Annotated in this window: 9 protein-coding genes; 6 read left to right on the top strand and 3 right to left on the bottom strand. The window is 58.4% G+C overall.

Annotation, left to right across the window (positions count from 1 at the left end; genetic code table 11):
- Positions 1–23 precede the first annotated feature (23 nt).
- Positions 24–872: a carboxylating nicotinate-nucleotide diphosphorylase gene (gene nadC, locus EQV93_RS02320; protein ID WP_122785811.1), complete on the bottom strand. Its 849-nt coding sequence runs from the start codon at positions 870–872 to the stop codon at positions 24–26.
- 234 nt (positions 873–1,106) lie between these two features.
- Here nadC and EQV93_RS02315 point away from each other — a divergent pair, with 234 nt between their 5' ends.
- The 3 genes from EQV93_RS02315 to ampE all read left to right on the top strand — a co-directional run bounded on the left by EQV93_RS02315 (position 1,107) and on the right by ampE (position 4,031).
- Positions 1,107–2,552: a DUF1631 family protein gene (locus EQV93_RS02315; protein WP_240890812.1), complete on the top strand. Its 1,446-nt coding sequence runs from the start codon at positions 1,107–1,109 to the stop codon at positions 2,550–2,552.
- 82 nt (positions 2,553–2,634) lie between these two features.
- Positions 2,635–3,198, top strand: coding sequence for a 1,6-anhydro-N-acetylmuramyl-L-alanine amidase AmpD (gene ampD, locus EQV93_RS02310; protein WP_240890811.1), 564 nt, complete (start codon positions 2,635–2,637; stop codon positions 3,196–3,198).
- Positions 3,195–4,031, top strand: coding sequence for a regulatory signaling modulator protein AmpE (gene ampE, locus EQV93_RS02305; RefSeq protein WP_122785808.1), 837 nt, complete (start codon positions 3,195–3,197; stop codon positions 4,029–4,031). The genes ampD and ampE overlap by 4 nt, the downstream gene beginning before the upstream one ends.
- 44 nt (positions 4,032–4,075) lie before the next feature.
- Here ampE and EQV93_RS02300 read toward each other — a convergent pair whose 3' ends face one another.
- Positions 4,076–4,879, bottom strand: coding sequence for a TatD family hydrolase (locus EQV93_RS02300; protein ID WP_240890810.1), 804 nt, complete (start codon positions 4,877–4,879; stop codon positions 4,076–4,078).
- Positions 4,880–4,881: 2 nt separating this feature from the next.
- Complete coding sequence (cra, locus tag EQV93_RS02295; RefSeq protein ID WP_122785806.1) at positions 4,882–5,877, bottom strand: catabolite repressor/activator; 996 nt, start codon at positions 5,875–5,877, stop codon at positions 4,882–4,884.
- 339 nt (positions 5,878–6,216) lie between these two features.
- On the opposite strand from cra, the gene ptsP reads away from it, so the two are divergent.
- From ptsP to EQV93_RS02280, 3 genes are read left to right on the top strand one after another with little or no spacing between them, the layout of a single operon-like run.
- Positions 6,217–9,078 (top strand): phosphoenolpyruvate--protein phosphotransferase, encoded by a 2,862-nt coding sequence (ptsP, locus tag EQV93_RS02290; RefSeq protein WP_240890809.1) that lies wholly within the window; start codon positions 6,217–6,219, stop codon positions 9,076–9,078.
- On the top strand, positions 9,078–10,019 hold the full coding sequence (gene pfkB / locus EQV93_RS02285; RefSeq protein WP_122785804.1) for a 1-phosphofructokinase: 942 nt from the start codon (positions 9,078–9,080) through the stop codon (positions 10,017–10,019). Before ptsP ends, pfkB begins: the two co-directional genes overlap by 1 nt.
- Before the next feature lie 11 nt (positions 10,020–10,030).
- Positions 10,031–11,767 carry a PTS fructose-like transporter subunit IIB gene (locus EQV93_RS02280; RefSeq protein ID WP_146425531.1) on the top strand — a complete coding sequence of 579 codons (1,737 nt, stop codon included), beginning with the start codon at positions 10,031–10,033 and terminating at the stop codon, positions 11,765–11,767.
- Positions 11,768–11,861 lie beyond the last annotated feature (94 nt).

Here is an 11,861-nt window from a genome sequence, read left to right as displayed (position 1 = left end):
AGCGTTTGAAGCTCTAACCCCCGCTAGACACTCAACCGCATCGACAAATCGACCGCTTTGACATCCTTGGTCATGGCGCCAATTGAAATGTAGTCCACCCCGGTTTGGGCGATAGGAAGCAGTGTGGCTTCGTTGATCCCGCCGCTGGCTTCCAGTTTGGCCTTGCCCGCGTTAAGGCGCACGGCCTCGCGCATATCGTCCATGCTCAACTCGTCGAGCATGATGATGTCTGCGCCAGCCGCCAGCGCCTCTTTGAGTTCCGAGAGGCTTTCCACTTCGATTTCCACGGGTTTTCCCGGGGCAATTTTGTGCGCGGCAATGATGGCCTGAGCAATGCCGCCGCAGGCTGCAATGTGGTTTTCCTTGATTAAAAAGGCGTCGTACAGGCCGATGCGGTGGTTGTGGCAACCGCCACAGGTCACGGCGTATTTCTGTGCGAGACGCAGGCCGGGCAAGGTTTTACGGGTGTCGAGCAGTTTGACCTGGGTATCAGCAACCTGATCGGCCAGCGACTGCGCGTGAGTCGCGACACCGGATAACAGTTGCAGAAAATTCAGGGCACTGCGTTCCCCGCTGAGCAGAGAGCGGGCCGGGCCTTCAAGGTGAAAGAGTATTTGGTTCGGGGTTACGCGCTCGCCATCAGACACTTGCCAATGCACTGCGACACGCGGGTCCAGCTGACGAAATACGGTATCGACCCACGCTGTTCCGCTGATGACAGCCGCTTGGCGCGTAATGATTGAAGCTTTGGCCAGGCGTTCGGCCGGGATCAGCTGTGCAGTGATGTCGCCGCTGCCGAGGTCTTCGGCTAACGCACGGCGCACGTTGGCTTCGATTTCGGCAGTGAGGTCGGCCAGACGTAAATTCGGCATAACGAGCTCCACAAACAAAGTGCTTCGATTATAGAGGCATGCCGGGAGTGAACCCAAGGTGCGCGCGACACCCAGGGTAAATGGCCACAATTGTGCGGTTTTCGGCAGTTTGAGGTTTTATTCAACCACTCATGCCATGAAGTGAAGAGTCTGCTGGCACAAGCGGCATGATTTACAAGATAATCCGCCTTCTATTTGGCGTCATAGCTTTGACGCGCATGATTGGGGGGCGGGATGCACAATGAAGGGAAAGGGGGAGGGCCACAATGGGCCTCAACGGAGTTGGCGACCCACTCGCCGCTCACCCGCTTGCCCGTGATCCTGTCACAAGTGCATGACAAGGCGGCACAGCAACTCAAGCAGCAGTTGCAGGTGCTGTTTGATAACGCGGATAAAGCCCTGTTCGAGATGGCCGACAAAGCCCGGAGCAATGTCGAGCAAAGTCTGTTTTTCGAGGCCATGCGCGACCTGCGGCTCAAACGAAAGAATATTGAACGTGGTTTTCTCAATCGCCTGTTTGATGCCTTTATCGCCCTGACCCAGCCCTCGGCCAATGAACCGACTTTATTGGGCAAGGGGCTCTCCCCGAATGGTTTTTCGCTGCTGGGCAATGATTTTGCCCGTGCCGAGGCCGTCAACTCGATGGTGTCGAAAGTGTTGAATCGTGATCATCTGGCTTTGTGCCATTTGAGTACGCGTTTCAACACCTTGAGTTGGGTGAAGCTGGATGAACAGAGCAACCCTCTGGGGCCGGCGATGTTGTGTGAGTATTTTCTTCAAGCTGAGCGCGACCAAGGTGTCGACATCAAAGTCAAACTGATCACGCTGCAGTTATTCGAACATTACCTGCTCAGGCATACCGGGCAGCTTTATGCCGATGCCAATCAGTTGTTGATCGCCACAGGGGTATTGCCCAATCTCTGCGCGATCACGTCTGATCACGCTCAGGAAGTTCCGGGTGCAGGGGAATACGCGAGCCAGTTGGTGGGCCAACTGTTCGAATACATCAGCGGTGATCGTAACCTCTCGCCGGCGCTCAAGAATCTTGTCGCTCAAGTGCAACTGCCCATCCTCAAGATTGCGCAAATGGACCAGAACTTTTTCAGTTCTGACAGGCACCCGGCGCGGCGCTTGCTCAATCTCATGGCCCAGGCCGCGATCGGGTGGGACGCGAATCTTGATTGCGACAATGACCCGCTCCACGCCTGCATTGAGCAAGTCGTGCGGCAGTTGGCTGCTTATTCAGGGAGCACCCCTGACGCGCTGGAAACCGTGCTGCACGATTTTCTGTTATTTACCAACGCCGAAAGAGAGCGCGTCGAAGCCCTTGAATTCGCCCTCATCGATGGCCTGTCAGCGCCTTCTCAGCAGGTGCCGGCAGAGCCCCTTGCCGAGTTGGAAGAGCAGGATCACTTGGGGTTGTTGTTGGTCAGTCAACTGCGCATTGGCAGTTGGGTCGAGATCAAGGACGGGCAGGGTATTCGCCAGCGTTGCAAGCTCATTGCGATTGTTGCCCCTGAACACCGGCATGTTTTTGTCAACCGAAGCGGTATTCAGGTGGTGGAGCAATCCCGTGGGGAATTGATTGCACAGTTGCGCTGCGGTGCGATTGAGTTGATTGATGAGCGCCTGTTATTCGACCGGGCTCTGGCGTCCATGATCGACAGCCTGGCACATTAAAGCGACCACGGCAGATTGCTGCCCATCTGCAGGCACATCGCGGCATACTGCACCTTTGGTTTGAGTTGTCGAAGGAGGCTGTATGCTGCTGGACCCCGCTAGCGGTTGGTTTGAAGGCGTGTGCCATTGCCCGTCGCCCAACTTCAATGAGCGCCCTGATGGCGAAATCTCCTTGCTGGTTATCCACAACATCAGCTTGCCGCCCGGCCAGTTTGCCACCGGAAAGGTTCAGGCGTTCTTTCAGAATCATTTGAATGCCACAGAGCATCCATTCTTCGAAAGCATCAGTGAATTGAAAGTCAGTGCGCATTTTCTGATTGAACGGGATGGCAAGATCACGCAGTTTGTTTCATGCCTTGATCGCGCATGGCATGCCGGTGTTTCAAGTTTTGAAGGTCGTGAGGTTTGCAACGACTTCTCGCTGGGCATCGAGCTTGAAGGCACCGATGAGTTACCGTTCACCGATGCTCAATACGACGCGTTGGTCGATTTGACCTTGCAACTGCAAGGGGCTTATCCCGCCATTACCGTGCAACGGATATGTGGTCACAGTGACGTGGCCCCCGGGCGTAAAACTGACCCGGGCCCTGCGTTTGATTGGCAGCGCTATCGCGGCGCGTTGCAGCACACAGGAGAGATGCAATGAGTTTTGTGGTGTTACTGCTGGCGATCTTGATCGAAAAGTTTTCGAGTTTGCGTCAGCGTTTTCAGCGTGACGGGGGCTGGCTGCGAGAGTTGCACGCACTGGAAGCCAGCCCGAAGTTCGTGACCCGCCCCTGGCTGGTCTTAGCCATTCTGATTCTCTGCCCGGTGGCCTTGCTGGCCTTGTTGCTATGGGTGCTCGACCCTGTGGCCTATGGTCTGTTGGCGTTGCCAGTGCATGTGCTGGTGGTGATTTACAGTCTGGGCAGAGGCGATGTAGAGGCCGGGCTAGGGCCATTCCGAGATGCCTGGCGCCGCGGCGACTTGCAGGCCGGTGCTCATGTTGCTGAGCGTGACCTTGGTATCACCGCTGAAAATGGCGAGCAATTACTGGAAAAGGTGCAAAGCCATTTGCTGTGGCAGTCGTATCAGGGTTTTTTTGCGGTGATTTTTTGGTACTTCCTGCTGGGCCCCGTGGCGGCCTTGAGCTATCGCTTGTTGGCGCTGGCTGCCGAGCAAGGTAAAAACCCGGAGTTGGTCGAACGGGCGCAGCAACTTCGCCATGCCTTTGACTGGGTGCCGGTACGGTTGCTGGCGGCAAGTTTTGCGTTGGTGGGCAATTTCGCGGCGGTGGGCCGGGTGATGTTGCATGAATTGTTGAATTGGCACATTAGCGCCGAGCAGTTGATCAACAAGGCCGGTTGTGCCGCGGCAGAAATCGCGGCACCGCAGGCGGGACCTGAGGGTATTGTGAGCCTGGACACGCTATGGGCTTTGCTGCTGCGCGCGGCGTTGTTGTGGTATGCCGGTTTTGCGGTGTGGACGTTGCTGCTCTAAACGTCAAAAGCCCCTCACCCTAACCCTCTCCCGGAGGGAGAGGGTTAGGGTGAGGGTCGATCTTGTGTGCTCACCCAACCAAACACCTCACACGCATTCAACGTCGTCACCTCAGCCAACTGCTCTTCACTGATACCCATCACCTGCGCCAGCGCCTGGCATATGGCCGGTAGATGCTGTGGGCTGTTGCGCTGGTTGGCAAACATGGCCGGCGCCATGTCCGGTGAGTCGGTTTCCAGCACAATGGCACTCAACGGCAAATCAGCAATCACTCTGCGCATCCGTAAAGCCTGGGGCCATGTCGCGGCGCCTCCCAAGCCCAATTTAAAGCCCAGCTTTATGTACTCGCGCGCTTCTTCCCGACTGCCCGCAAAGGCATGAATAATCCCCCCGCGTTTGAGCCGAAAACGTTTGAGTGTCGCAATCACTTGCGCATGGCTACGTCGAACATGCAGCAAGGCAGGAAGCTGGAAATCGACCGCCAATTGCAACTGCGCTTCAAATAGCCGTTGCTGAGCCCCACGGTCGAGTTCGGGGAGAAAGTAATCCAGGCCGATTTCACCCACGGCACACACCTGCGGATGCCCGGCCAGCCTACTCAGCCATTCGCCCAGTTCAGTCATATGTTCGGCCCGGTGCTGATTGAGGTACACCGGGTGCAAGCCAAACGCGGCAAACAGATGACTGTCTGTTTGCACCAGATTCCATAGCCGCTGCCAATTTTCTTGATAGACCCCCAGCACCACCATTTGCTCGACACCCAATGCCCGACTCTGGCTCAGCACTTGAGCGCGATCCGCATCGAAGTCCGGGAAGTCGAGATGAGTATGGCTGTCGATCAAATGCATGGTCAGGCCTGATGAATGCGCTGTTTGAACACTCGGGCAATGGCGTGGATGCCGGGTTCATAGCGTTGATCTTCAATGGCCGCCAAGGCAAGGTCCAGCGCCTTTTCAGCAATCTTTTGATGCTGCTGGCCCATGGCATTTACAGGCAATGGCAGGAAGTCCAGTAACTGAGTGTCACCAAAGGTGGCCAGACGTAACGGCGGCTTCTGTTCTGGATGCTCCAGCAGCGCATCGAACATCCCTTGCAGCAACACGTACGAGGTTGTCACCAGTGCATCGGGGAAATGCCCGAGGCGCTCCAGTAACTCGTCGATAATGCGTCGGCCACACTCTCGGCTAAAGGCGCTGCCGTGCTCAATCAGGATGTCGCCTTCAAAGTGCTCCAGGGCTTTTTTGAAGCCCGCCGCGCGCGCCTGACTGACGCTCAGCTCGGGGCGAGCGCCGATCAAAACGATCTGTCGCGGCATGGGTTGTAACAGGCTGCGGGTCAATTGCAGACTGGCTTCGCAGTCATCGCTGATCACCGAGCTAAAACGCGTCGGGTCCAGTGTCCGGTCAATTGCAATAATCGGTATGCCCAGCTCTTGCAGTGTGCGGTAGCTGTCATCCTCGGCGGGCAAGCAACTGGCGACGAACAGGGCATCGCAACGGCGGGCACGAAACAATTTGAGCAACTGACGCTCGCTGTCGGGTGCATCATCGGAGCTGGCGATCAATAACTGATAGCCACGGGCACGGGCACCTTTTTCCAGTTGCTTGGCGATGCGCGCATAACTCGGGTTTTCAAGGTCGGGAAGGATAAACCCCAGTGTGCGTGTGTGCCGGCTGCGCAGCCCGGCCGCTTGCGGGTTGGGGGTGAAACCGTGCTCTTCAACCACCGCTCGCACGCGTTCGACCGTGGCGCTGCTGATGCGCTGCTGCTCGGCCTTGCCGTTGATGACGTAGCTGGCCGTGGTGACGGATACACCTGCCAGTTGAGCTATATCACTGAGCTTCACGCCGAAAATTCCTTATTTTTTGTAGTACATATCAACATTTTCGCCAATCCTACCCGATTGTGGCAGTCGATCATCGTCTGCCTTGTGCTCACGGTATTTTTTTGTGTCAGTACCAACACAGGCTCGAACAATGCGACAGGTTGGGCTTCAAGCGCGGGCAATTATGCAGTAACGTGCCGTGCAGTCAGGGTTAAACGTTTCAGCAGGCGTGTTTAATAGGTTTTTCCGCACGTGATGTGCTTGCCACACATCGGCCCAAAGCGGTCTGGTGCTAACAACCTAAGCTGACCTCATTCAAAACAATACCTGGCGCCACAGAGTGCCGGAAAAGGAGAACGCATGCTCGAACTCACCATAGAGCAGATTTCCATGGGCCAAACGGCTGTGGATAAGTCTGCGGCGCTGCAATTACTCGCGGATAAGCTGGTCGCCGATGGGTTGGTGGCTGAAGGTTATCTTCAGGGCTTGCAAGCGCGTGAGGCTCAAGGTTCGACCTTTTTGGGCCAAGGTATTGCCATTCCCCACGGCACTCCGGACACCCGTGAGCTGGTGTATGCCACCGGCGTGCGTTTATTGCAGTTCCCTGAGGGGGTGGATTGGGGCGATGGCCAAATCGTCTATCTGGCGATTGGCATTGCCGCCAAATCCGACGAGCATTTGCGTTTGTTGCAATTGCTCACTCGTGCCCTTGGTGAGACCGATCTGGGCCAGGCATTGCGCCGTGCCAGCACACCAGAAGCCTTACTCAAGCTGCTTCAGGGCGCCCCGCAGGAATTGGCGCTGGACGCGCAGATGATTGGCCTGGGGGTCTCGGCGGATGACTTTGAAGAGCTGGTGTGGCGCGGCGCACGCTTGTTGCGACAAGCCGACTGCGTCAGCAATGGCTTTGCCGCCGTGCTGCAACAAGTTGAAGCCCTGCCGCTGGGCGACGGTCTGTGGTGGCTGCACAGCGAGCAAACCGTCAAGCGCCCGGGGCTGGCGTTTGTCACTCCCGACAAGCCGATCCGGTATTTGGGCCAGCCCTTGAGTGGGTTGTTTTGCCTGGCCAGCCTGGGCGAAGCGCATCAAGCCCTGCTCGAACGTTTGTGTGCGCTGCTGATTGAAGGCCGGGGCCATGAACTGGGCCGTGCCACCAGCCGTCGTGCAGTGCTCGAAGTGCTGGGCGGCGAGTTGCCGGCAGATTGGCCGAGCGCCCGCATCACGTTGCCCAATGCCCACGGCTTGCACGCGCGCCCGGCCAAGATTCTCGCGCAACTGGCGAAAAGTTTTGATGGCGACATCCGCGTGCGAGTTGTCGAGGGGCAAGACTCTGCGGTATCCGCCAAAAGCCTGAGCAAACTTCTGAGCCTAGGCGCCCGTCGCGGTCAGGTACTGGAGTTTGTGGCTGAACCGAGTATTGCCGACGATGCACTGCCAGCGATCCTGGCCGCCATTGAAGAAGGCCTTGGCGAAGAAGTAGAGCCATTGCCAATCGAAACCGAAGCACCGTCCGTGGTGGCGGACATTGCCGCAGTGCTCACGGCACCGGCCGCTGGCACCGTGATTCAGGCCATTGCGGCGGCACCTGGTATCGCCGTCGGCCCGGCGCATATTCACGTCCTGCCAATTCTGGATTACCCGCTGCGGGGCGAGTCATCCGTGGTTGAGCGCGAGCGCCTGCAAAAAGCCCTGGCGGATGTGCGGCAAGACATTGACGGGCTGATTCAACGCAGCCAGTCCAAAGCCATTCGCGAGATTTTCATTACTCATCAGGAAATGCTCGACGACCCCGAGCTCACCGACGAAGTCGACACACGCCTCAAGCAAGGCGAAAGCGCGGAAGCGGCATGGATGTCGGTTATTGAAGCGGCCGCGCTCAAGCAAGAGTCATTGAAGGATGCGCTGTTGGCCGAGCGGGCCGCCGATCTGCGCGACATCGGTCGTCGTGTGCTGGCGCAGTTGTGTGGTATCGAAACCCCTGCTGAACCCGATCAGCCGTATGTGCTGGTGATGGACGAAGTCGGCCCCTCGGACGTGGCGCGCCTTGATCCGGCGCGTGTTGCAGGGATTTTGACCGCCCGTGGCGGTGCGACCGCACACAGTGCCATTGTGGCCCGTGCACTGGGCATTCCGGCGTTGGTCGGGGCGGGCGACAGCGTATTGCTGCTGGCCCCGGGCACGCCGTTGTTGATCGACGGACAGCGCGGCCGCTTGCATGTGGCCCCTGGTGCCGATGCCCTGCAGCGCGCCACGCAGGAACGCGACAGTCGCGACCAACGTTTACTGGCCGCCGCCGAGCGCCGTCATGAACCTGCTGTCACCCAGGATGGGCATGCAATTGAGGTGTTTGCCAATATCGGTGAGAGCAAAGGTGTTGCCAGCGCGGTGGAGCAGGGGGCAGAAGGCATTGGCCTGTTGCGTACCGAACTGATTTTCATGGCTCACTCCCAAGTGCCCGACGAAGCCACGCAGGAAGCCGAATACCGACGCGTACTGGATGGGCTTGATGGTCGCCCTTTGGTTGTGCGCACGTTGGATGTGGGCGGTGACAAACCCTTGTCCTACTGGCCCATCGAGAAAGAAGAAAACCCGTTTTTGGGCGTGCGCGGCATTCGTCTTACGCTGCAACGTCCACAAATAATGGAAAGCCAGTTGCGTGCCCTGTTGCGCTCCGCGGATAACCGTCCGCTGCGCATCATGTTCCCGATGGTGGGTAGCGTGGCCGAATGGCGCGCCGCGAGGGACATGACCGAGCGTCTGCGTGTGGAAATACCGGTTGCTGATTTGCAGCTGGGCATCATGGTCGAAGTACCCTCGGCGGCCTTGCTGGCGCCGGTGTTGGCCAAGGAAGTCGACTTCTTCAGCGTCGGTACTAACGATTTGACCCAGTACACCTTGGCCATCGACCGGGGGCATCCGACCTTGTCGGCGCAGGCGGATGGTTTGCATCCTGCCGTGTTGCAACTGATCGACATCACCGTCCGTGCGGCCCATGCCCATGGCAAATGGGTAGGGGTATGCGGCGAACTGGCGGCCGACCCTCTGGCGGTGCCGGTGTTGGTGGGGCTTGGCGTTGATGAGTTGAGCGTGTCGGCGCGCAGCATTCCTGAGGTCAAGGCTCGAGTACGTGAATTGTCGATGGAACGCCTTAAAACCTTGGCCGCTGACGCGTTGAGCGTGGGCAGCCCGGATGAAGTTCGTGCCTTGGTGGAAGCGCTCTAATGGCCAGAATACTGTGCATCACCCTGAATCCCGCATTGGACGTGACCGTGCGCATGCCGCACTTGGTGCCCGGCGAGGTCAACCGCTGCCAGCCTTTAATCACCCATGCCGCCGGTAAAGGCGTGAATGTGGCCCAAGTGCTGGCTGATTTAGGCCACACCGTGACCGTCAGTGGTTTTCTGGGTGAACAGAATCCGCATGCGTTTGAAGCACTGTTTGCCCGCAGAGGGTTCGCCGATGCGTTTATCCGCGTACCGGGCGAAACCCGCAGCAACATCAAACTGGCGGAAGACGATGGCCGCGTGACCGACCTTAACGGGCCGGGGCCGCAGGTCAGTGAACTGGCCCAGCAAGCGTTGCTCGACAAACTGGATCAGATTGCCAGTGCTCACGACGCGGTCGTTGTCGCAGGCAGCTTGCCCTGCGGCGTCAGTGCGCAGTGGTTACGAGCGTTACTGCTGCGCCTTAAAGCGATGGGGTTGAAAGTGGTATTGGACAGCAGTGGCGAGGCGTTGAAAGAAGGCCTGAGTGCCGGTCCTTGGCTGGTCAAGCCCAATACCGAAGAGTTGGGCGGCGCGCTGGCCTGTGCAGTGGACAGTCTGGCCGCCCAAGTAGGCGCTGCGACTCAATTACTCGCTCAGGGCATCGAGCATGTAGTGATTTCTGACGGTGCGCAGGGGGTTAACTGGTTCAGTCGCCATGTGGCCCTGCAGGCCGTGCCGCCCAAGGTTCGTGTGGCCAGCACTGTGGGCGCAGGTGATTCGCTGCTGGCGGGCATGCTGCATGGCTTGATCAGTGGTCACAGCCCCGAACAGACCTTGCGCACGGCCACCGCGATTGCGGCGATGGCGGTTACCCAGATTGGATTTGGTATCAGCGATGCGGTGCAGTTAGCGCTGCTCGAAAGCCGCGTAAACGTGCGCCACCTGACAAAAGAATAAGAGGAATACCCATGAAATTAGCCATAGTGACGGGCTGCCCCAACGGCATGGTGACCAGTGTGCTGTGTGCTCGCCTGCTGGATGCAGCGGCGCAGCGTCAGGGCTGGAGCACCAGCGTTGAAGTGCATGATCCCAAACACCCTGAGCGCCAACTGTCGAAAGCGACACTCGACGAGGCCGAATGGGTGCTGGTGGTGAGCAGCACGCCATTGGACATGCAGCGGTTTATCGGCAAGCGAGTGTTTCAGAGCACTCCGGCCCAGGCTCTGCAAGATGTAGAGGCGGTGTTGCAGCGTGGGGTGAAAGAGGCCCAAGTGTACGTCGCGCCTGCGCAGGCTGTTGAGACTGAAAAACCGCAGAGCACGCCTAAAATTGTGGCAGTCACGGCATGCCCGACGGGGGTAGCGCACACCTTCATGGCCGCCGAAGCCTTGCAGCAGGCTGCCAAGCGCTTGGGGTACGACTTGCAGGTCGAAACCCAGGGTTCTGTAGGGGCTCGTAATCCCTTGAGCGAGCAGGCCATCCGCGACGCCGATGTGGTGCTGTTGGCCGCCGACATTGAAGTACCTACAGAGCGTTTCGCCGGTAAGAAGATTTACCGTTGTGGCACGGGCATCGCGCTGAAGCAGGCTGAAGCCACGCTTAACAAAGCGCTGAGCGAAGGTCAGCAGGAGAGCGCTGCTGCGGGTGGCGGAGCCCCGGCCAAGCAAGAGAAAACCGGCGTCTACAAACACCTGCTGACGGGTGTGTCGTTTATGTTGCCGATGGTGGTAGCGGGCGGTTTGTTGATTGCACTGTCTTTTGTGTTCGGCATCGAGGCCTATAAAGAGCCGGGTACGTTAGCGGCGGCGCTGATGCAAATCGGCGGAGATGCCGCGTTCAAGCTGATGGTGCCGTTGCTGGCGGGTTATATCGCCTATTCGATTGCCGACCGTCCGGGCCTGGCGCCGGGGATGATAGGTGGCTTGTTGGCGAGCACCTTGGGCGCCGGCTTTATCGGCGGGATCATTGCCGGTTTTATCGCGGGGTACTGTGCCAAAGCGATCAATCGCTATGCGACGTTGCCGCAGAGTCTTGAGGCGCTCAAGCCGATTTTGATCATCCCGTTGTTTGCCAGCCTGTTCACCGGGTTAGTGATGATCTACGTGGTGGGCAAGCCTGTGGCCGGGATGCTGGAAGGCTTGACTCACTTCCTGGACAGCATGGGCACCACGAACGCGATTCTGCTGGGCGTGCTGCTGGGCGGCATGATGTGTGTTGACCTTGGCGGGCCGATCAACAAGGCGGCGTATGCGTTTTCGGTAGGGCTGCTGGCGTCGCAAAGCTACGCGCCGATGGCGGCCACGATGGCGGCGGGCATGGTGCCGCCGATCGGCTTGGGGATTGCGACATTCATAGCGCGCCGCAAGTTTGCCCAGACCGAGCGCGAGGCGGGCAAGGCTGCTCTGGTGCTGGGGTTGTGTTTTATTTCTGAGGGGGCCATTCCCTTTGCTGCCAAAGACCCGCTGCGGGTGATACCAGCGAGTATCTTGGGCGGGGCGTTGACGGGTGCGTTGTCGATGTACTTCGGCTGCAAACTGATGGCGCCGCATGGTGGTTTGTTTGTGCTGCTGATTCCGAACGCGATTAACCATGCATTGTTGTATTTGCTGGCGATCATAGCAGGCAGCGTGGTGACAGCTGTGGTGTATGCGGTGATCAAACGGCCGGAGCCGGTGGAGATTGCGCTGGAAACGGCGAAGGCGTGATACCGCTGACCCTCACCCCAACCCTCTCCCAAAGGGAGAGGGGGCTGATTTGTGGTGTTTGGTCTGTCTGCTTTTGCCTTTAATCCCCTCTCCC

The sequence above is a fragment of the Pseudomonas sp. TMW22091 genome, from assembly GCF_022496705.1.
GTDB classification, from domain to species: Bacteria; Pseudomonadota; Gammaproteobacteria; order Pseudomonadales; family Pseudomonadaceae; genus Aquipseudomonas; species Aquipseudomonas saxonica.
Note: the sequence above shows the minus strand (reverse complement) of the source record. Positions and strands in the feature narration are given on the sequence as shown.

Coding starts and splice junctions, on each gene's coding strand:
- ampE (WP_122785808.1), top strand. CDS start 3,195: ATGAGTTTTGTGGTGTTACTGCTGGCGATCTTGATCGAAAAGTTTTCG.
- EQV93_RS02300 (WP_240890810.1), bottom strand. CDS start 4,879: ATGCATTTGATCGACAGCCATACTCATCTCGACTTCCCGGACTTCGAT.
- pfkB (WP_122785804.1), top strand. CDS start 9,078: ATGGCCAGAATACTGTGCATCACCCTGAATCCCGCATTGGACGTGACC.
- ampD (WP_240890811.1), top strand. CDS start 2,635: ATGCTGCTGGACCCCGCTAGCGGTTGGTTTGAAGGCGTGTGCCATTGC.
- ptsP (WP_240890809.1), top strand. CDS start 6,217: ATGCTCGAACTCACCATAGAGCAGATTTCCATGGGCCAAACGGCTGTG.
- EQV93_RS02315 (WP_240890812.1), top strand. CDS start 1,107: ATGCACAATGAAGGGAAAGGGGGAGGGCCACAATGGGCCTCAACGGAG.
- nadC (WP_122785811.1), bottom strand. CDS start 872: ATGCCGAATTTACGTCTGGCCGACCTCACTGCCGAAATCGAAGCCAAC.
- EQV93_RS02280 (WP_146425531.1), top strand. CDS start 10,031: ATGAAATTAGCCATAGTGACGGGCTGCCCCAACGGCATGGTGACCAGT.